The organism is Terrabacter aerolatus, from assembly GCF_007991735.1.
In the GTDB taxonomy this organism is placed as follows: Bacteria; Actinomycetota; Actinomycetes; order Actinomycetales; family Dermatophilaceae; genus Terrabacter; species Terrabacter aerolatus.
In genome coordinates this window covers 20,328-40,669 of sequence record NZ_BJYX01000015.1, presented here as the reverse complement: position 1 = coordinate 40,669, position 20,342 = coordinate 20,328, and the positions used below count along the sequence as shown (strand labels likewise).

General features: G+C 72.8%; 18 protein-coding genes and 1 riboswitch. Of the genes, 7 read left to right on the top strand and 11 right to left on the bottom strand.

Translation table 11 applies throughout. The features are described from left to right. Positions 1-133: 133 nt before the first annotated feature. Entirely contained in the window at positions 134-1,297 is a 1,164-nt protein-coding gene (locus TAE01_RS13920) for an acyl-CoA dehydrogenase family protein (protein ID WP_147067419.1), read from the bottom strand. Positions 1,298-1,462: 165 nt separating this feature from the next. After that, a riboswitch (SAM riboswitch) is annotated at positions 1,463-1,582 on the top strand. Between the two features lie 88 nt (positions 1,583-1,670). Between TAE01_RS13920 and TAE01_RS13915 the strand changes: the two genes are divergently transcribed. Both TAE01_RS13915 and TAE01_RS13910 read left to right on the top strand, forming a co-directional pair. After that, positions 1,671-2,987, top strand: coding sequence for a bifunctional o-acetylhomoserine/o-acetylserine sulfhydrylase (locus TAE01_RS13915; RefSeq protein WP_147067418.1), 1,317 nt, complete (start codon positions 1,671-1,673; stop codon positions 2,985-2,987). 40 nt (positions 2,988-3,027) lie between these two features. After that, positions 3,028-4,086: an LD-carboxypeptidase gene (locus tag TAE01_RS13910; RefSeq protein ID WP_246111351.1), complete on the top strand. Its 1,059-nt coding sequence runs from the start codon at positions 3,028-3,030 to the stop codon at positions 4,084-4,086. A 12-nt stretch (positions 4,087-4,098) separates the two neighbouring features. Here TAE01_RS13910 and TAE01_RS13905 read toward each other — a convergent pair whose 3' ends face one another. The 9 genes from TAE01_RS13905 to TAE01_RS13865 form a co-directional block, all read right to left on the bottom strand. Next, on the bottom strand, positions 4,099-5,985 hold the full coding sequence (locus TAE01_RS13905) for a Na+/H+ antiporter (protein WP_147067417.1): 1,887 nt from the start codon (positions 5,983-5,985) through the stop codon (positions 4,099-4,101). Positions 5,986-6,032: 47 nt separating this feature from the next. Continuing rightward, positions 6,033-7,214, bottom strand: a complete 1,182-nt coding sequence (locus TAE01_RS13900; protein ID WP_147067416.1) for a DegT/DnrJ/EryC1/StrS family aminotransferase — start codon at positions 7,212-7,214, stop codon at positions 6,033-6,035. Further along, entirely contained in the window at positions 7,211-8,320 is a 1,110-nt protein-coding gene (locus TAE01_RS13895; RefSeq protein WP_246111350.1) for an SDR family NAD(P)-dependent oxidoreductase, read from the bottom strand. Before TAE01_RS13895 ends, TAE01_RS13900 begins: the two co-directional genes overlap by 4 nt. A gap of 4 nt (positions 8,321-8,324) precedes the next feature. Next, positions 8,325-9,380 (bottom strand): nucleotidyltransferase family protein, encoded by a 1,056-nt coding sequence (locus tag TAE01_RS13890; RefSeq protein WP_147067415.1) that lies wholly within the window; start codon positions 9,378-9,380, stop codon positions 8,325-8,327. Continuing rightward, on the bottom strand, positions 9,377-10,600 hold the full coding sequence (neuC, locus tag TAE01_RS13885; protein ID WP_147067414.1) for a UDP-N-acetylglucosamine 2-epimerase: 1,224 nt from the start codon (positions 10,598-10,600) through the stop codon (positions 9,377-9,379). Before neuC ends, TAE01_RS13890 begins: the two co-directional genes overlap by 4 nt. 8 nt (positions 10,601-10,608) lie before the next feature. Next, positions 10,609-11,667 (bottom strand): N-acetylneuraminate synthase family protein, encoded by a 1,059-nt coding sequence (locus TAE01_RS13880; RefSeq protein WP_147067413.1) that lies wholly within the window; start codon positions 11,665-11,667, stop codon positions 10,609-10,611. Further along, entirely contained in the window at positions 11,664-12,356 is a 693-nt protein-coding gene (locus TAE01_RS13875; RefSeq protein WP_147067412.1) for a NeuD/PglB/VioB family sugar acetyltransferase, read from the bottom strand. Before TAE01_RS13875 ends, TAE01_RS13880 begins: the two co-directional genes overlap by 4 nt. Beyond that, on the bottom strand, positions 12,353-13,774 hold the full coding sequence (locus TAE01_RS13870; RefSeq protein WP_246111349.1) for a hypothetical protein: 1,422 nt from the start codon (positions 13,772-13,774) through the stop codon (positions 12,353-12,355). Before TAE01_RS13870 ends, TAE01_RS13875 begins: the two co-directional genes overlap by 4 nt. Before the next feature lie 63 nt (positions 13,775-13,837). Beyond that, positions 13,838-15,298: an oligosaccharide flippase family protein gene (locus TAE01_RS13865; RefSeq protein ID WP_147067411.1), complete on the bottom strand. Its 1,461-nt coding sequence runs from the start codon at positions 15,296-15,298 to the stop codon at positions 13,838-13,840. 78 nt (positions 15,299-15,376) lie between these two features. Here TAE01_RS13865 and TAE01_RS13860 point away from each other — a divergent pair, with 78 nt between their 5' ends. The 3 genes from TAE01_RS13860 to TAE01_RS13850 are packed head-to-tail and all read left to right on the top strand — an operon-like array spanning position 15,377 to position 17,996. Further along, on the top strand, positions 15,377-16,429 hold the full coding sequence (locus TAE01_RS13860) for a Gfo/Idh/MocA family protein (protein WP_246111348.1): 1,053 nt from the start codon (positions 15,377-15,379) through the stop codon (positions 16,427-16,429). Next, positions 16,426-17,211, top strand: a complete 786-nt coding sequence (locus TAE01_RS13855; RefSeq protein ID WP_147067410.1) for an acylneuraminate cytidylyltransferase family protein — start codon at positions 16,426-16,428, stop codon at positions 17,209-17,211. The genes TAE01_RS13860 and TAE01_RS13855 overlap by 4 nt, the downstream gene beginning before the upstream one ends. Beyond that, positions 17,208-17,996, top strand: coding sequence for an SDR family oxidoreductase (locus TAE01_RS13850; protein WP_147067409.1), 789 nt, complete (start codon positions 17,208-17,210; stop codon positions 17,994-17,996). Before TAE01_RS13855 ends, TAE01_RS13850 begins: the two co-directional genes overlap by 4 nt. Positions 17,997-18,075: 79 nt before the next feature. Here TAE01_RS13850 and TAE01_RS13845 read toward each other — a convergent pair whose 3' ends face one another. Next, a complete protein-coding gene (locus TAE01_RS13845) occupies positions 18,076-19,095 on the bottom strand; it encodes an LLM class F420-dependent oxidoreductase (RefSeq protein ID WP_186815211.1) in 1,020 nt (339 codons plus the stop codon). Between the two features lie 74 nt (positions 19,096-19,169). On the opposite strand from TAE01_RS13845, the gene TAE01_RS13840 reads away from it, so the two are divergent. Beyond that, positions 19,170-19,634: a CoA-binding protein gene (locus TAE01_RS13840; RefSeq protein WP_147067407.1), complete on the top strand. Its 465-nt coding sequence runs from the start codon at positions 19,170-19,172 to the stop codon at positions 19,632-19,634. 8 nt (positions 19,635-19,642) lie between these two features. Then, positions 19,643-20,320, top strand: a complete 678-nt coding sequence (locus TAE01_RS13835) for an alpha/beta fold hydrolase (RefSeq protein WP_147067406.1) — start codon at positions 19,643-19,645, stop codon at positions 20,318-20,320. Positions 20,321-20,342: the final 22 nt, after the last annotated feature.

Here is a 20,342-nt window from a genome sequence, read left to right as displayed (position 1 = left end):
TGAGTGCACGCGCAGGCGTCCTTCTCGTCGGGGTGGGAAGACTGGGTCGGGCATCGTGGTCCCGCACCGGGCCGCAAGGCGGCTGCAACAGACTACTGCCCCCTCGACCCGCCTCCCGCCGCCCCGCCGGTCGTCAGCGCAGCAGCTGCCGTGCCATCACGAGGCGCTGGACCTGGTTGGTGCCCTCGTAGATCTGGGTGATCTTGGCGTCGCGCATCATCCGCTCGAGCGGGAAGTCGCTCGTGTACCCGGCCCCTCCGAGCAGCTGGACGGCGTCCGTCGTCACCTTCATGGCGACGTCCGAGGCGTAGCACTTGGCGGCCGCCCCGAAGAAGGTGAGGTCCTTGTCGCCGCGCTCGGACTTGGCCGCCGCGACATAGACCATCTGGCGGGCCGCCTCGAGCTCCATCGCCATGTCGGCGAGCATGAACTGGATGCCCTGGAAGTCGGCGATGCGCTTGCCGAACTGCTTGCGCTCCTTGATGTAGGCGAGCGACTGGTCGAGCGCGCCCTGGGCGATCCCGACGGCCTGGGCGCCGATGGTGACCCGGGTGTGGTCGAGCGTGCGCAGCGCGATCTTCAGACCGTCGCCGACCTGACCCACGACACGGTCGGCGGGGAGGCGGACGTCGTCGAAGTGCAGCTCACGGGTCGGGCTGCCCTTGATGCCGAGCTTGCGCTCCTTCTCGCCGAAGCTGAAGCCCTCGTCGGACTTCTCGACGACGAAGGCCGTGACGTTGCCGCCGCGCGGGCCGTCGGGGTCGGTGACGGCGAGCACGGTGTAGTACTCCGAGACGCCGGCGTTGGTGATCCACGACTTCTGGCCGGAGAGCACCCAGCCGTCGCCGTCCTGGCGGGCCCGGCACTTCATCGAGGCGGTGTCGGAGCCGGCCTCCCGCTCGGACAGGCCGTAGGAGAAGGTCGTCTCGCCCTTCGCCAGCGGCGGGAGGTAGCGGGCCTTGACCTCCTCGCTGCCGTCGAGGATGAGCGGGAGCGAGCCCAGCTTGTTGACGGCCGGGATGAGCGACGCGGACGCGTCCACCCGGGCCACCTCCTCGATGACGATGCAGGTCGCCAGGGCGTCCGCGCCGACGCCGTCGTACTCCTCGGGCACGTGCGGCGCGAAGAAGTCGGAGGCGACGAGGGCGTCGTGCGCCTCCTGCGGGTAGCGGACCTCCGCGTCGACGGCGGCGGCGTAGGGGGCGATCTTGTCCTCGGCGACCGCTCGGACGGCCTCTCTCAGGGCCTCGTGGTCCTCGCTGGTCCGGAACAGGTCGAAGTCGGCATTCGTGCTCACGAGCGCGATCCTACTCGCCAGTTCGGTTTAGTAGGACGTCCTAGTGATCGACGCCACGAGGGCCGCCTCGTGGCGCCGAGGGGCGTGCGCGGGCGCCGTGGGGGACGTCCACGATGAGGACAGCGACTCCCGGGGGACGGACACGCGTACGTACACTCGGCGGTAGGTCATGAGCGCCAGCGACAAGCCCCGGCTCGCTGGCCGGCAACCCTCCAACCGCGGTGGGGTGCCCCGGGTGAAGACCTGGCCCGTCGACGCCACCCGGCGCTCGGGCAAGCGCGGAGAGCCTCTCTCCCGCACCGACCCGTCGGTGCACCAGGTCCGCCGTCCGTGGGACCTCCGGTCATCGACACGACCCAGGAAGAGCAGACCGATGACCGAGCCCAGCTGGTCCTTCGAGACCAAGCAGATCCACGCCGGACAGAGCGCCGACGGCACCACCGGAGCGCGCGCGCTGCCGATCTACCAGACGACGAGCTACGTCTTCGATGACACCGACCACGCAGCAAACCTGTTCGGGCTCAAGGAGTTCGGCAACATCTACACGCGGATCATGAACCCGACGACCGACGTCGTCGAGCAGCGGATCGCCGCGCTCGAGGGTGGCGTCGGCGCCCTGCTCGTCGCCTCGGGCCAGTCGGCGACGACCCTCGCGCTGCTCAACGTCGCCGAGGCCGGAGACCACATCGTCGCGTCGCCGAGTCTCTACGGCGGCACCGTCAACCTGTTGAAGTTCACCTTCCCCAAGCTCGGCATCGAGGTGAGCTTCGTCGAGGACCCGACCTCGATCGAGTCCTGGGGTGCGGCCGTCCGGCCCAACACCAAGGCCTTCTTCGGCGAGACCATCGCCAACCCCAAGGCGGAGGTCCTCGACATCGAGGCGGTCGCCGCCCTCGCCCACGAGCACGGCGTGCCGCTCGTCGTCGACAACACCATCGCCACGCCCTACGTCATCCGTCCCATCGAGTGGGGCGCCGACGTCGTCGTGCACTCGGCGACGAAGTACCTCGGCGGTCACGGCACCTCGATCGCCGGGGTCATCGTCGACGCGGGCACCTTCGACTACGCCAAGGAGCCCGAGCGGTTCCCCAACTACAACACCCCCGAGGAGAGCTACCACGGCCTCGTCTTCGCGCGTGACCTCGGCGTCGGCAGCCCCCTCGGGGCCAACCTCGCCTACATCCTCAAGGCGCGCGTCCAGCTGCTGCGCGACCTGGGTCCGTCAGCCTCTCCCTTCAACGCCTTCCTCATCGCGCAGGGGCTCGAGACGCTGTCGCTGCGCATCGAGCGCCACCTCGACAACGCCGCCACGGTGGCCGCCTTCCTCCAGGGCCACGACCAGGTGGAGCGCGTCGTCTGGGCGTCCCTGCCCGACAGCCCGTCGTACGCGCTCGCCCAGAAGTACGCACCTCGTGGCGCCGGCGCGGTGCTCTCCTTCGAGATCGCCGGTGGGCTCGAGGCGGGCAAGAAGTTCGTCGAGGCGCTGACGCTGCACAGCCACGTCGCCAACATCGGCGACGTGCGCTCGCTCGTCATCCACCCGGCGTCGACGACGCACTCGCAGGGCCCAGAGGAGGACCGCCTGGCCGCCGGGGTGACGCCCGGTCTCGTGCGCCTCTCGGTCGGCATCGAGCACGTCGACGACATCCTCGCCGACCTCGAGCAGGGTTTCGCCGCCGCCAAGGTCTGAGCGGGGCGCCGTCGGCGAAACCCCGATGAGACGGATCGGCATGGCTGGCACCATGGCAGCCATGCCGATCCGCTACCCCGCCCCGCTGCGCCCCGGCGACCGGATCGGTGTGACATCGCCGAGCTCCGGCGTCACCGACGCCCTCTGGGGACGCTTCTCGTATGCCGTCACCTGCCTGCGCGAGCGCGGCTTCGAGGTGGTCGTCGGCGAGCTCAACCACGCGCCCTCCCACGTCAGTGGACCTCGGGAGGCGCGCGCCGCCGAGCTCATGGGGATGCTCCTCGACCCGACCATCAGGGCCGTCGTGCCGCCGTGGGGCGGCGAGACCGGCATCGACCTGCTCGACCTGCTCGACCTCGACGCGGTGGCGGCGGTCGAGCCCACGTGGTGCGTCGGCTTCTCCGACACCTCGACGTGGCTGACGCCGCTCACCCTCACCACGGGCATCGCGACCATCCACGGGCAGAACCTCATGGACACCCCGTACGCCGTGCCCGACGGCATCCTGCACTGGGTCGACGTCGCCGGCACCGCGGCCGGCGGCGAGCTGAGGCAGCACTCCCCCGGACGGCACCGCACCGCAGGCTGGGACGACTACGCCGGCAACCCGACGGTGTCGGAGATGACGCTCGAGGGGCGCGGCTCGTGGGCCCGGATCGACCCGGGCCACGAGGACGAGCCGGTCACCCTCTCGGGACGTCTGGTGGGCGGTTGCGTCGAGACGCTGAGCTTCCTCGCCGGCGGTGCCCACGCAGACGTGAACGCCTTTGCGGCACAGCACGCCCCGGAGGGTCTGGTCATCCTGCTCGACATCGCGGAGTGGGGCTCCTACGACATCTGCCGCGCCCTGCACGCGATGCGGCTGCGCGGGTGGTTCGACGCCGCGAACGGGGTCCTCGTGTCACGCACCCATGCCCCGGAGCCGGGCGGCTTCACCCAGCACACGGCCGTCGTCGACGCCCTCGGCATGCTGGGCGTGCCGATCCTCGCCGACGTCGAGTGCGGGCACGTGCAGCCGTGCCTGGCCCTCGTCCATGGCGCCACGACCACGGTCGTCCACGACGGCGGCACGCACACCGTCAGCCAGCGACTCGACTGAGGCGCGGTCGACTCAGCCGACGACCTCGTCGACGAAGCACCACCGCCACGCCTCACCCGGCTCGATCGAGCGCATCACCGGGTGCTGCGTCTCGTGGAAGTGGGCGGTCGCGTGCTTCATCTCGGAGGAGTCGCAGCAGCCGACGTGCCCGCACTGCAGGCACAGGCGCAGGTGCACCCAGCTCGTGCCGTCGCGCAGGCACTCCTCGCACCCGTCCGGGGTGCGGGGGGCGGCGCATGACTCGGCGTCCTGGAGGTGCTCGCACGGAGCCTCGATGGTGTCCACGGGCAACATCTCACTTTCTGCCAGACGGCTCTCCTGGTCGTCGAGGCGGTCGAGCATCGTCTCCTCGAGGTCGAGGCTGCTCAGCACCACGCGGAGGACGACGTGGTCGGCGCGGCCCTCGTCGCGCAGCCGCAGCACCTCGTCGCGCTCGGCCTGGAGCATCTGCATGCGGGCCCGGCGGTAGCGGGCGCTCGGCGTCTCGTCCGCGTCGCCGCTCTGGGGTCCGAGACGCTCCCACATCTGGTTGAGCCGGTCCTCCGAGCGGGACCGCAGGATCTCCCGCGTCGCCTCGTCGAGGTCGTCCAGGCGGTCGAGGACGTCGAGGCCCGACCGGGTCGCGGCCTGCAGCACCGTCGCCGCCTGGAGGGCGTCCTCGCGCGGGTCGGGGCCGCGCACGCCGAGGCGCCGGGCCAGGGCCGGCAGGGTGGTGCCCTGGATGAGGAGCGTCCCGATCGTCACGACGACGGCGATGAGCACGAGCACGTCGCGGTGAGGGGTGTTCTGGGGCAGCAGGAGCGCAGCCGCCAGCGTCACCACCCCGCGCATGCCCGCCCAGGACAGCACGACGGTGTGCGTCCACGGGGCCTGCGCCTCGTTGCGCAGCACCCGGGTGCTGATCAGGCGGAACGGCACCACCCAGAGCGGGCGCAGGACGAGGACCGCGACGAGGGTCCCGACCGCGGCCAGCGTGATCTGCCCGGCGGACAGCGTCGAGGTGCGCACCCGGTCGAGGACGTAGAAGACCTGCAGCCCGATGAGGAGGAAGACGGCGTTCTCGAGGAGGAACTGGATCGAGGTCCAGTTGATCCGTTCGCTGAGCCGTGAGGCCCCCGTCTGCGTGCGCGGCGACTTGTGGCCGAGGACGAGGCCGGCCGTCACGACCGCGATGACGCCCGAGGCGTGCAGCTCCTCGGCGGGCACGTAGGCCGCGAACGGCACCATGAACGACAGCACGGTGTCGAAGGCCGGCTCGGTGGAGAAGTGCCGGCGCAGGACCGACACGAGCAGCGCCACGACGAAGCCGATCGCGGCCCCGCCGACCGAGGCCCAGGCGAAGTCGACCACGACCCCGCCGAAGGTGACGCCGTTCGAGGCCAGACCGGACGCGAGGCCTGCCGCCGCCAACGCGGTACGGAGGGACACGAGCGCAGTGGCGTCGTTGACGAGGGACTCCCCCTCGAGGATCGACACGAGGCGACGCGGCAGACCGATGCGGCGACCGACCGCCGTCGCCGCGACCGCGTCCGGCGGCGCGACGACGGCGCCGATGGCGAAGGCGACGCCGAAGTCCAGGTCGAGGGCCCACCGCAGGAAGAGCGCGACCCCGAGGGCTGTGAAGAGCACGAGCCCGACCGACAGGCTGAGGATGACGGCCCGGTTGTTGCGGAAGTCGACGAGCGAGGTCTGGATGGCCGCGGCATACAGCAGCGGGGGAAGGATGCCGAGCAGCACGACGTCCGGGCTCAGGGCCACCTCGGGGACGAACGGCAGGTAGGAGCCGAGGATGCCGACGACGATGAGCACGAGGGGCGCCGGCAGGTCGAACCGGTCGGCGAGCCACGACCCCCCGAGGACGGTGGCCGCGATCGCGAGCAGCCCGATGGCGATCTCCACGACGCCATCCTGCACCACGACGGTCGCACGCGCGTCGGCCGTCCGTCCTAGGCGAAGAAGGAGCGCACCGCCGCGATGACGCGGTCCTGGTCGCTGTCGGTCAGCTCGGTCGCGCACGGCAGCGACAGGCCGCGGGCGAAGAGGCCGTCGCCGACGCTCCCACCGAGCACGGGGGCCGACAGGAACGGCGGCTGGGCGTGCAGGGGTCGCCACAGGGCCCGGGCCCCGACGCCGGCCGCGTGCAGGTGCGCGAGGAAGTCGTCGCGTCCGCGGCCGTCGGCCTCCGGCACGAGCACGGAGTAGAGCCAGTACGTCGCATCGAGCCCCTCGACCCGGGGCGGGAGCACGAGCGGCAGGTCGGCGAAGGCCTCGTCGTAGCGGGCTGCGATCCGGTGCTTGGCCTTCACGAACTCCCCGAGGCGCTCGAGCTGGGCCAGACCCAGGCCCGCCGCGAGATTGGTGAGGCGGTAGTTGTAGCCGACCTCGTCGTGGAGGTAGCCGACGTCGGGCACCTTGGCCTGGGTCGTGAGGTGGCGTGCTCGGGCTGCGAGGTCGTCGTCGTCGGTGACGAGCATGCCGCCGCCGCCGGTCGTGGCGATCTTGTTGCCGTTGAAGGAGAAGGCGCCGACCCGGCCGACGGTGCCGGTGTGCCGGCCGGCGTAGCGCCCGGCCGTCCACGTGGCTCCGAGCGACTCGGCGGCGTCCTCGAGCACGGGTATGCCGTGTCGCTCGCACGCGTCCATGAGCGGTTCCATGTCGGCGGGCTGACCGAGGACGTGAACGACCTCGACGACCGCGGGCTGGCCCTCCCCGGCTGCCGCGCGACGGTCGAGCTCGGCGGCGAGCAGGGCCGGGTCGATGTTCCACGTCGTCGTCTCGGCGTCGACGAGCACCGGTCGGGCGCCGCAGTACGCGATGGGGTTGACCGAGCCGACGAAGGTGAAGTCGGAGCAGACGACGTCGTCCTCGCGGCCCACCCCGAGCAGCAGCAGCCCGACGTGGATCGCCGCGGTGCCGGTCGCGCAGGCGATGGCGTGCTTGGACCCCACCCGCTCGGCGAAACGCTGCTCGAACTCGGTGACGAACGGGCCCACCGAGGAGACGAACCCGGACTCGACGGCCTCGAGGACGTAGCGCCGCTCGAGCTCTCCGATGTTGGGTACGGCCAGCGGGATCGTGCCCTCCGGACCGCGGGCTCCCGGGGCGTGGGCCTCGCCGGTCGCGGTCACCGGTGGTACCTGCCGGCCGTCTCGGGGTCGACCCGAGGGCGCAGCCACTCGGCCGTCGCCGCGAGGCCCTCCTCGAGCGACACCGTCGGCGCCCAGCCGAGCACCTCGTTGGCGCGGGAGGGGTCCGACAGCAGGATCTGCACCTCCGAGCCCTCGGGCCGGATCCGGTCGCTCTCGGTGACGATCTGCGCGTCGCTGCCCGTCACCTTGCAGCACAGCTGCACGACGTCACCGACCGACACGGTGCGCCCGGTCCCGAGCTGGATCGTCGCGCCCGGCTCGACCTCGGCCAGCGCCGCCCGCACGAACCCGTCGGCCGTGTCGGTGACGAAGGTGAAGTCCCGCTTCGGGGTCACGTCACCGAGCTTGATCTCGCGGGCACCGGCCAGCAGCTGCGAGAGCACGGTCGGGATGACCGCGCGCGTCGACTGGCGCGGACCGAAGGTGTTGAACGGGCGCAGCGTCGTCACCGGGGTCTCGAACGACAACGCATACGACTCGCACATCTTGTCGGCCGAGATCTTCGTGGCCGAGTAGGGCGACTGCCCCCGCAGCGGGTGCGCCTCGGTGATCGGCACCGACTCCGGCGTGCCGTAGACCTCGGACGTCGAGGTGTTGACCATCCGCGGCGTGCCGTGCCGGCGCACCGCCTCGAGGACGTTGAGGGTGCCGATGACGTTCGTCTCGACGTACGAGCGGGGAGCCACGTAGGAGAACGGGATCGCGATGAGCGCCGCGAGGTGGAGCACGACGTCCACCCCCTCCGTGGTCGCCATGACGTGCTCGGGGTCGCGGATGTCGCCCAGCACGACCTCGGCCTGCCCGTCGCGCACCGCGGCCCTGAAGGCGTCGGACTCGTCGAGCCAGCCGGTGGAGCCGTTGGAGTTGTAGAGGCAGAACGCGCGCACGTGCGCCCCGTCGGCGAGGAGCCGCTCCACCACGTGCGAGCCGATGAACCCGTCGGACCCCGTCACGAGGACCGTCTTGCCGGCGATCGACCCGTCGATCGGCGCGGCCATCGGCGCGGGTGTCAGTTCTGTTGTCACATCAGCCTTCTCGTCGTGGTTCGACATGGTCTGCCCGCCCCAGCGCGAGGGCGCGGGCACGTGGTCAGCCTTCGCCCTTGGCGCGGGCGAGGTCCTTCGGGGTGCCGACGTCGATCCACTCGCTCTGGATCGGCCACGCCGTCACGGGCTCGCCGCGCTCCAGGCACGTCTCGACGAGGCCCGGCATCGTGCTCGCCCGACCGGAGGGCAACCAGGCCAGCGCTCGCGGCTCGACGGCATACACCGCAGCGTTGATGTCGAAGCTCAGCGTCGGCTTCTCCGAGACCCCCGTGACCCGCCCGTCGACGCTCTCGACCACGCCGAACGGCACCTCGTGCTGGTAGGTCCGCGTCGCGAGGGTCACCGCGGCCCCGGTGCGCCGGTGCGCCTCGAGCAGGTCGCTCGCGTCGAACTCGACCATGAGGTCGCCGTTCATCACGAGCACCGGGTGCGCCAGGTCGGGTCGCTGCTCGCGCAGCAGCGTCAGCGAGCCGGCCGTGCCGAGCGGACGGTCGGGGTCCTCACGCAGGTAGCGCACCCGGCAGCCCAGACGGGAACCGTCACCGAGGTGGCTCTCGATCTGCTCCGCGAGGTAGTTGACGCTGACGTAGATCTCCCGGATGCCGTCACCGACCAGGCCCAGCACGATCCACTCGAGGATCGAGCGACCCGCGACCGTCATCAACGGCTTCGGGGTGTCCCTCGTCAGCTCGCCCAGCCGCGTGCCACGACCGCCGGCCATGACGACCGCGACGTTCGGCAATGGCGGCGAGCCGACGACGTCCGAGAGGGTGTGCAGGCCCACGAGGGTGCGGTCCTCGGCCAGCTCGGGCACCGCCGAGAGCCGCAGCGCCTGCATGAGGTCGAGCACGAGCGCCCGCGGCGAACCGGCCGCCACGAAGTGCGGGCTGCGCGTCGCGTGGTCCAGCGCCAGGTCGTCGAGGCTCGTGCCCTTGAGGAACGCCCGGCGCAGGTCACCGTCCGTCAGCAGGCCCGCGAGCCGTCCGTCGCCGTCGACGAGCAGGCACACGAGGTTGCCGCTGCGGTCGACCACCTCGAGCGCGTCACGGATCGTCGCCGTCGTCGGCGCGCACGCCGCGGCCAGGTCTCGCGCCGTCACTCCTCCTCCTCCTCGCTCGTGCGGCGGCCCGTGGTGGCGGCCGTCGCCGGGGCGGGGCGCAGGTCCACGAAGGGCTTGACGCGTGGGGCGAGCGCCGCATCCCGAACGATATCGAGGATCGCGGCGCTGGCCGCCCCCGTGCCGTAGGGGTTCGCGGCTCGCGCCGACCGCTCGCGCCAGACCGGGCCGAGCGCCGTGCGAAGGGCCGCCTCGACGGCGGCGCGGCCCTCGTCGGCGTGCAGGACGTTGTCGCCGCGCAGCCGCCCGCGCTGGCGCTCCCCGATGTCGACCGCGGGGACGTGCAGCGTCGCCGCCTCGATGACGCCGGAGCTCGAGTTGCCGACCACGACGTCGACGGCTGCGAGCACGCGCGGGTAGTCACGTCCGAGTGCGGCCACGAGGCGCAGGCGCGGCTCGTCGGCGGCGAGGGCCGTCAGGGCCGCGAGGATCTCGTCACGGCCCTCGTCCATCCCCGGGTGGGTGGCCACCACGGTGCCGCACGTCGCCAGGGCCGCCTGGGCGGCCTCGCGCGCCCAGTCTCCGACGGGGGCGGCCTGCTGTGCGGTCGGCGGGTGGTAGGTGAGGAGCGCGAGCGGGCGCTCGACGACGTCCACCCCGAGGAGGTCGGCGAGCTCGGCGTCCGGGATCGGGACCGCGCCGGCGACCCGGTCGAGGCCAGGCGCCCCGGTGACGTGCACGCGGTCGGCGGGCTCACCGAGCTGACGCACCCGGGCGGCAGCGTCCTCGGACGCCACGCAGTGCTGGTCGGCCAGCTTGGTGACGGCGTGGCGCACCCGCTCGTCGAGCGCGCCCTCGGTCACCTCTCCCCCGTGAAGGTGCACGACCGGCACCCCGAGCAGGACGGCGGGCGGCACGACGTAGAGCAGCTCCCACCGGTCGCCGAGCACGACGAGCACGTCGACCGCCTGGGCGGTCAGCGCCTGGCCGACCGCCCCCGAGAGCACGGCGCCCTGGTCGAGCTGGGCCGCGACGGTCATCTCGCGCATCGGGTCGGCGAGCGGCACGACGACCTCCCGCCACGCGGCCTCGGGCACGCTCGCGGGCAGGGCCGCGACGAGGTCGTCGACGGCATACATGACCCCGGTGAGCACGCGGAGAGTCAGCCCCTCGTCGGCCTGGAGGGCCTCGAGCACCGGCGAGAGTGGGCCGAGGTCGGCGCGGGTGCCGACGAAGACGGCGGCGGTGAGCGGTGTCGGCATGCGGCGGCTCAGACCGCCAGGTCGGCGTCGGTCACGGGCGCGCCCGCGTCGACGGCCCGCGCGAGCACGCGACCACGGATGTCCACGGCCGGGCTGATGCCGCCCTCGGGCCGCAGCAGCTGCAGGTCCCCGCCGGCCAGCTCGGTGCCCGCAGGCAGAGCGCGCGCGGCGTGCCACGAGCGGCGGACGAGGACGGCGTTCTCCTCCTCCGAGGGCATGCGCACCTTGACGCCGTCACCGAGGGCCACGGCGAGCTGCTTCGTCGCGGTGACGTAGTCGGCGAGCGCGTCGGGCTCGAGGCTCGCCAGGTGGTCGGGCCCGGGCAGCGTGCGGTCGCTCGTGAAGTGCTTCTCGAGGATCGGGGCGCCGAGCGCGACCGCGCCGAGGGCCGTCGTCAGGCCGGGGGTGTGGTCCGACCAGCCCACGGGGATGCCGTGCAGCTCGGTCAGGCGCGGGATGACGCGCAGGTTGCACTCCTCGACGGGCGCCGGGTAGGCCGAGACGCAGTGGAAGAGGACGAGTCCGGGTGCGTCGGCGCAGGCCTCGACCGCGGCCTCCACCTCGTCCTCGGTGCCCATGCCCGTCGAGACGAGCAGGACGACGCCGAGCCGGGACATCTCGCGCAGGTAGGGCAGGTTGGTCAGCTCGCCGGAGCTGACCTTGAGGGCCGGCAGCCCGAGGTCGACGAGCATCTCGGCGCTGTCGAGGTCGAAGGGCGTCGACAGGAAGGTCGTGCCTGCCTCGGTGGCGTGGTCGCGCAGCTCGACCCAGGCCTCCTTGGGCAGCGTCAGCGCCTCGAGGAGGCTGCGCTGGTCGGAGCTGCCGCCGCGGTCGCGCTGGTAGGGCGTCGTCGCCGCCGTGGACGAGACGAGCTTGTCGGGCGAGAAGGTCTGGAACTTCACGGCATCGGCGCCCGAGGCGGCCGCGATGTCGACGAGGCGGTGGGCCAGGCCGACGTCACCGTTGTGGTTGACGCCCGCCTCGGCGATGACGTAGACGTCGCCGGGCGTGGGCACCTGACGGGCGCCGATCGCGACGGGCGTGACGGCATTGAGGTGGTCGCTCATGCGGTGCCTCCGGGTGGGCGGGAGTCGGGAGCGCCGGGGGCGACCCGGGCCGCGGGACGGTGGTCAGGGCGACGTGCCGGGGCTCCGACGACAGTGTCGCCGTCGGCCACGTGCCGGGTGACGACGGCGCCGGCCCCGACCGTGGACCCGGCCCCGACGCTCACCAGGGGCAGGACCCGCGCGCCGCTGCCGACGAGCGACCCCTCCCCCACCGAGGCACCTCCGAGGAGCACGGCGCCGGGCGCCACGTGCACACCCGTGCCGACGCTGCAGTCGTGCTCGACGACGGCCGCGGTGTTGACGACCACGGCACGGCCCAGCCTGCTGGCGGGTCCGACGTGGGCGTGCTCGAGCACGACGGTGCCGTCGCCGAGGACGCTGCGGGCCGAGACCGTGGCGGTCGCGGCGACGACGGCAGGGGCGGACAGTCCCCGCGACACGAGCTCGTGGACGAGGCGGGTGCGGGCGGCGATGGACCCGATCGCCACGACGGCGTGCAGGCCCCGCGCCGAGATGAGCTCGAAGGCCGCCCGGTCGTCGGCGAGGACGTCGACGTGCCAGGGCTCCCCACCCGGCGCGTCACCGGAGACCGCGACGACCGTCCGGCCGGAGCGCTCGAGGACGTCGACGACCGAGCGCGCGTGGCCGCCTGCGCCGAGGACGACCCAGCCGGTCCCCGCCGTCGTCACGCCGGACCGCCGGGATGCCCGAGGGAGGCTGCGGCCTCGGCGAGCGCGCCGCCGACCTTGCGGATGTTGTCGGGCTCGAGGACGGCCGGCACCCGCGGCGGGTCGAGCACGAGGCCCTCCCAGGAGTTGCGCACGTAGTCGTGGACGAACCACTCGTCGATCGACGCCCGGTCGGCCCGCAGCGACTCCCAGCCGCGGTCGGCGACGAACTGGGTCAGGTCGTCGGGCGAGGCCAGCCGAGCGACGTTGCCGAGACCGCTCCACGGCATGTCGGCGCCGTTGACGACGGGCAGGCCGAGCAGCCCGGCCTCGAGGCCCACGGTTCCGGTCGCCGTGACGGTGAAGACCGCCTGCTTCATCAGCTCGCGGGAGTCGGCGAAGGGGTCGATCGAGGCGATGTTCGGGTGCGCGTCGAACTGCGGCCAGTAGTCGGGGTCGCGGCGCCACATGAAGTGGGCGTGCTCCTTGACGGCGACGCCGATGTCGAGCGGCGCGAGGGCGTCGGCGAGCACGCGGGCCGTGTACGCCTGGTCGCGCCACTCCTGGCCCATGACGTCGGCGCTCGACTCGGGCTGCACCTGGAGGGGCAGGAAGACGAACTTCTCCGGCACGGGGTCCCAGCGACGATCCTGGTACTCGCGCAGGTTGAGGCGCGCCTTGACGGGGTTGAGCCACGGCAGCCGCGCGTAGTCGGACGGCCGTGGCAGCTGGAGGTTGGCACCCCGGTCGACCGCGAACTCCTTGATGCGATCGCTCGCGAGCCGCCAGATCTCCTGCCCCGTCTCGACCTTGAGGTTGCGCGCGAAACCCATCGGGCGCCCGTGCTCGGCACGCCACTTCTCGATGAACGCCTCACCGGCCGCGACGGCCGACGGGTCCTGCACCTGCCTCTCCCACAAGGTGATTCCCTTGGGTGCCCCGATGAGGCCGAACCGGTCGGAGGGGAGGCGTATGCCGCGTGGCCAGGTCGCGAGCCCGCCGTGGTGCGTGACGAGGCCGGCCGTCAGCAGCTCGGAGGTCACCGTGAACTCGACGAGCGCGAGCACCGGTCCACGCCCCGCGATGGCGGCCTCGAGCTCCTCGGCCGCGAGGTTGAGGAAGTTCATCGCCGTGTCGACGCGGTTGCGGCGCAGGGCCCGCTCCGAGACGAGCAGGTCGAGCGGGTCCAGCCCGACGCCGGCACAGGCCCGTTTGAGAGCCGCGTGCGGCGCGAGGCCGCTGACGACGTTGGCCTTGCGCGCTGCGGCATACGGCAGGCGGACGGTCGTGGCCCGGGGCGCGTGCTTGCGCACCCACGCGAGGTTGGCGTCCGTCCGGACGACGAGGACGAGGTCCTTGGTCTCGAAGCCGGCGTGCACGAGGGCGGGGACGAGGAGGTCGTCGTAGCCCAACCCCATGTGGACGAGCGGTGTCACCACGAAAACGTCTCTCCTGCGTGTCGGTGCGTGCCGGATCGAGGCGAGCCGGGCGAGCGCCCCATCCTATCCGCGCAGCGTGCGCACGATCCGCGGCGCGACGGCGGCGGCACCGGCGGCGACGAGGAGGGCGAGCCCGACCCTGACCCAGGAGGCGGGACCCTCGAGCGGCAGCACGGCTCCGACCAGGGCGAGCACGACGCCGGCGACCGACACGGCCACCACCCGCGGCGGCCACCGCAGGGCGGAGTGCCGGTGCGCGAACCACGTCGTGAGCCCCATGAGCACGACGTAGCCGATGGCCTTGGCGACGGCGATCCCGACGATGCCGCCCGTGGGTCCGGTCCGCGGGGCGAGCCACAGCGCGACCACGACCACGACCGCCAGGGCCGCGAGCGCCGCCCAGGCGAGGCTGCCGGTCCGCTCGACGTCGAGCACCGCGAGCGAGGAGCCCTGGTAGAGCATGTACGACACCGACACGGTGCAGATGACGCCGAGGGCGGCGACCATCGAGACGTGGTCGAAGCTCGGTGCGGCCATGACGGCGACGAGCCACGGACCGAGCAGGGCCACTCCGGCAGCCCCGGCCGCCACGACCGTCGTCAGGGCGGTGCCGGTGCGGGCCGTCCAGGCCCATCGGCGCTCGAGCGGGTGCGACAGCACGAGCGGCCCCCACGCGTTGAAGAGCGCGACCGCGAGGACGAACGGCATGTTCCCCAGTTGGAGCGCCACCTGGTAGCGGCCCGCGCCCGACTCGCCCACGAGGACCCGGGCGAGGAGCACGTCGCCCGAGAGCAGCCCCAGCATCGCGGCCGCCTGCGGCAGCAGCGGGGCGGCCAGGCGGACCCCCGCGCGCACCCGCTCCCGCTCGACGGTGGGCGGCAGGGGCCGGCCGAGCACGAGCGCGACGACGGCCGTCCCGACGACGACGACTGCGTATGCCGTGAGGTACCTCCCCGACGTGGGCTCGCTCCGCGCGGCCAGCAGTCCAGCGAGCTGGGCGCCGACCGTCGCGAGCACCGCGAGCGCGAGGAAGCCCCACGGCTGCAGTCGGGCCCGCATCAGGGTCTGGCCCGCGACGACCGTCGTCAGGGCGACGGCTGCGACGACGAGCGGCACCCACTGGCCGAGGTCGGCGTGGCCGGCGGCGGACAGGGCGAGTGCCAGCGCGAGGCCCACGACGCCGAGTCCCAGCGCGAGCAGCACCATGGTGCCGGCGAGGGCGCGCGCGACCCGGGGGCCCTCGTCACCGCGGTGGTGCTCGCGCAGCACGACCTGGGGCAGCCCGGCGGCGGCGATGGTACCCACCATCTGCACGACGACGAGACCCGTTGCCACACGGCCGAACTCGACGTCGCCGAGCACACGGGTGGCGAAGGGCAGCACGAGCAGCACGCCGAGGCCCTGCAGGGCCGTCCCCACGAGGTAGATGACCGAGTGGGCGCCGAGCGAGCTGCCGGGCGAGCCGCCGGACGAGCCGCCGGTGCGGTCGGCGGGGGGCGCGGTGCCTTCGGGCGTGCTCGTCACAGGCTCGAAGGTACCCGTGCGCGCGGAGCAGGCCCGTCGACGTGCGCGGCCGGTCCTCGTGTCCTCTAGCCTGCAGGGGTGTCCAGCCTGCCCTCCCCTGCCCTGCGCGTCGTCGTGCGCGGTTCCGGCTCCATCGGGCAGCGGCACGCGCGTGTCTTCCGACAGGAGGGCGCCGAGGTGTGGCTGTGGCCCGTCCGCGACCGTGGGCTCGATGGCGACACGCCGGCCCTCGACGACGCGACCGACGCCCACCTGCTCGACGACGCTACCGGCCCGGCCGCCCTGCGCGATGCCTTCGTCGTCGTCGCCACCGACACGGCACGGCACGTCACCGATGCCATCGAGGCCCTCGACGCCGGGGCGGAGAAGGTGCTCGTCGAGAAGCCGGTGGCCCCGAGCGCACAGGAGGCACGCGCCCTGCACGAGCACCCCCGGCACCTGGACGTCTGGGTGGCCGCCCCGCTGCGCGCCCACGAGGCCTTTCGTCACCTGCGCCGGCTCGTCGGCCGACTGGACCGGGGCGGGTCGGCGCACGTCTGGTCGCAGTCGTGGCTGCCCGACTGGCGCCCCGACCGCGACTACCGCGACTCCTACTCCGCGCGCGCCGACGAGGGTGGCGTGCTGCGCGACCTCGTCCACGAGATCGACTACGCCACGGTCCTCTTCGGCACTCCCGTCGTTCTGGGAGCCAGCATCGCGACCGGCGGTCCGCTCGAGATCGACGCCGAGCAGGCGGCAACGCTGCTGTGGACGTCGGTGCACGACGTCGAGGTGACGATGCGGCTCGACTACGTCACCCGTCCGGCCACCCGCGGCATCGTGGTCCGCTCCCCCGACGGCACCCTCGAGTGGGACGTCATGCGGGCCACGGTGCGACACACGACGCCCGACGGCGAGGTCACCGAGCAGGTCTTCGACCACGACCTCGACCGCGACATCGTCATGGGCGCCCAGGCCCGGGCCGCCCTGACGTTGCGCCCCTCGACGTCCGCCGACGAGCGCGTCGCCCGCGGCGCACCGGCCACCTTGGCCGAGGGCATCGCTGCGATCCGGCTCTGCGACGACGCTCGCGACATGGGGGTGCGCGAAATCGATGCCATCACCGACACCCGGCCCGAGGACGGCTCGTGACCGACCAGCACCTGCCCCGCGTTCTCGCCGTCATCCCAGCTCGCGGCGGCTCGAAGGGCTTGCCCGGCAAGAACCTCCGTCCGATGTGGGGCCTGCCCCTGATCGCCCACAGCATGCGCGCCGCGGGGCTCACCACCGAGGTCACCCGCTGCGTCGTGACGACCGACTCGGCCGAGATCGCCGAGGTGGTGCGCGCCCACGGAGGCGACGCCCCGTTCCTGCGACCTCCCGAGCTCGCGTCCGACGACACCCCCATGGCCCCGGTCGTGCGCCACGCCCTCGAGTGGGTCGAGCGCGACGAGGGCCACACCTACGACGCGGTTCTCCTCCTCGACCCGACGAGTCCCGCCCGGGTGCCGTCCCAGCTGGCCGAGGCCGTCGGCCGCCTCGCCACGACGCCCTCGCTCGACGGCGTCATCAGCGTCTCCGAGCCCACCTTCAACCCGGTCTGGGTCGGTGTGCGCCCCGACGAGTCCCGCGACGGCGCCCTCTCGCGCTTCTTCGAGGCAGGCACGGGCGTCACCCGGCGCCAGGACGTCGGCCGGTTCCTGCGGATCAACGGCAACTTCTACCTCTGGCGTGCCGACTTCGTGCGCCGCCTCGAGAGCTCGTGGTTCGACGAGGGCACCCACGAGGGGCTCGAGATCCCGGAGGCCCAGGCCTTCTCCATCGACGACGAGTACGAGTTCCGGCTCATCGAGGCCCTCATCGGTGCCGGCCTCATCACGCTGCCGTGGCTCGACGTCCCGGCCCCCGGCTCCCCCACGGAGGACCCCCGATGACGACCACCCCCACGACGTCGCTCGCCGGACGCACTGCCGTCGTCACCGGAGGGGCGGGCCCGCTCGGCAGGGTGCTCGCCGACGCCCTCGCGACGGCCGGCGCCCGCGTCGTCGTCGTCGACCTCGACGGGACGTCGTGCGCCGCCACGGCCGACGCCCTTCCCGGGACGGGTCACGTGGCCCTCGGCGCCGACCTGCTCGACCCGCAGGGGATCTCGCGCGTCGTCGACGTCGTGGACCAGCTGGGCGCGTGCGACGTGCTCGTCAACAACGCGGCCTTCACCGGCACGTCCGGGGTGCCGGGGTATGCCGTCCCCTTCGAGGAGCAGACCGACGACGCCTTCGCCATGGCGCTCGCCCTCAACCTCACGGCACCGTTCTCCCTGACGCGACGCCTGGCGCCCCTGCTCCGGGCCGGTGGCCACGGCAGCGTCGTCAACGTGTCGAGCATCTACGGACTCGTCGGACCCAACATGGGCCTCTACGAAGGCACCCGGATGGGCAACCCTGCGGCCTACGCGGCCAGCAAGGGCGGCATCGCCCAGCTGACGCGCTACCTCTCGACCGTGCTGGCCCCGGACGTGCGAGTCAACGCCTTCGCCCCCGGCGGCATCGCCCGCGGCCAGGACGAGGCCTTCGTCGAGCGCTACGAGCGCCTCACGCCCCTGGGCCGGATGGGCACCGAGGACGACTTCCGCGGCGTCGTCACGTGGCTCGCCTCGGACGCGTCCGCCTACGTCACCGGCCAGGTCGTCGCCGTCGACGGCGGCTGGACCGCCTGGTAGGTCCGGGGACCGACCCGGAACGAGGTGGTGCCGGCACCCGTACGGTACCGGCACCACCTCGTTCGACGGTCGGGGCAGGTCAGCCCTTGAGCTCGGGAGCGACGGTCTGCTCGAAGAGCTCGATGCCCGAGCGGTCGTAGGCGGCCTCGGCGAAGTAGGTGATGGCATACGTCATGCCACGTGCCTCCATGTCCTTGAGGGTCGCGACGATCTTGTCGGGCGTGCCGACGGCGGGCTGCTTGCGCAGGTCCTCGACGGCTCCGGCGGCCTTGTCGTCGGCGACGCCGCCCTTGCGCAGCAGCTCGCCGTAGAACTGCAGGCGGTCCTCGACGTCGGCGTCGGTCTCGCCGATGACGACGTTGTAGTTGGCCGAGCGCACGATCTCGCCGAAGTCCCGGCCGAGGTCGTCGCAGTGACCCTTGAGGATCTCGCTCTTGTGGTCGAAGCCCTCGGGGGTGCCGTCGAAGTTCGTGTAGTCGGCGTACTGCGCCGCGATCTTCAGCGTCACCTTCTCGCCGCCGCCGGCGATCCACATCGGGATGCCGTTGAGGGCGCTGCCCGGGTGGCTCGTGCCCTGCAGCGGGCGAGGCGCGCAGATGGCGCCGTCGACCTGGTAGTACGTCCCGTCGAGCGTGGCCTCGCCCTTGGTCCACATGTCGCGGAAGACCTGCACGCCCTCGCGGAGCGCGCCGAGGCGGTCACCGGCCTTGGGGAAGCCGTAGCCGTAGGCCCGCCACTCGTGCTCGTACCAGCCGGCGCCGATGCCCATCTCCGTGCGGCCGCCGGAGATGACGTCGACGGTGGCAGCCACCTTGGCGAGGTAGGCGGGGTTGCGGTAGGCCATGCACGTGCACATCTGGCCGAGGCGCACCCGGCTCGTGGCGGCGCCGAAGCCGGCCATGAGCGACCACGCCTCGTGGGTCGCCTCGCCGGAGGGCTGCGGCACCGTGTGGAAGTGGTCGTAGACCCAGATCGACTCGAAGACGTCTCCGTCGTCGGCGTGCTTGGCGAGGTTGACCATGGCTTCCCACTGCTGGGCCGGCTCGATGCCGACGAGATCCATCCGCCAGCCCTGGGGAACGAACATTCCGAATCGCATGACGCCATCCAACCACGCCATTCCGGACACCGGCAGGGGCGCTCGCGCCGGAGCCTGCGTGTGAAGATGGCGGGATGACCCAGCACCACAACGACCCGGACGTGATCCGGGACCTGCTGCACACGCCCGCCGCCTGGGCCGTGGTCGGTCTCGGCGACAACCCCGACCGCACGGCCTACCGCGTGGCGCTGTGGCTCCAGCGCGAGCTGGGCATGCGCCTGGTGCCGATCCACCCGAGCGCGGCCACCGTGCACGGGTCGCAGGGCTACAAGACCCTGTCCGACATCCCGGACGGCACCGTCGTCAAGGTCGTCGACTGCTTCGTCAACAGCGGTCGGGTCGGTGCCGTCGTCGACGAGGCGATCGCCGAGCGCGAGCGCCTCGGCATCGAGGCGCTCTGGCTGCAGCTCGGGGTCATCGACGAGGAGGCCGCCTCGCGTGCCGAGGCGGCCGGGCTGGCCGTCGTCATGGACACGTGCCCCAAGATCGAGTACCCCCGGATCCAGCCCGGTGACGGCGCCGGCGCCGTGACCGACTGACGTCGGCTGTGGTCGCCGTCGCGCTCTCGTCGCGTCGCTGGGGCAGCCCCGGCACGCTGCCGCCCGTCCTCCTCGTGCACGCGACCGGCGAGACCTCGGCGGACTGGACCCGGGTGGCCACCGACCTCGCGCGCGACCGACTCGTCGTCGCCGTCGACCTGCGCGGGCACGGAGCCAGTCCCCGGCCCGGCAGCTACGCCCTGACCGAGCTGGCCGAGGACCTCGAGGCCGTCGCCGCGGGGCTCGCGGCCGAGCACGGGAGGCCTGCTGACGTCGTCGGGCACTCCCTCGGCGGTCTCGTGGCGTGCCTCCTCGCCGCCCGCCGGGCCGACCTCGTGGGTCGGCTCGTCCTCGAGGACGTTCCGGTGCCGCACCCTCGCGAGCCTCGGCCCCCGTCCCGGCCGGACGGCGACCTCGACGTCGACTGGGATGCCGTGCTCGAGGTGCGAGCCCAGATCGACGATCCCGACCCGGACTGGCCCCGCGTCGTCGCCTCCGTCACCGCTCCGACGCTCGTGGTGTGGGGCGGCCCCGAGAGCCCGATGCCTCCGGAGCATGTCGCCGAGATGGCTGCCACGGTTGCCGACGGCCGGCTCGTGCGCATCGACGCCGGGCACCTCGTGCACGCCCGGCAGCCGGCGGCGTTCACGGCCGCGGTGCGCGGCTTCCTCGCCGCAGCCGACTGACGCCACGCACCGGCGAGGGGTC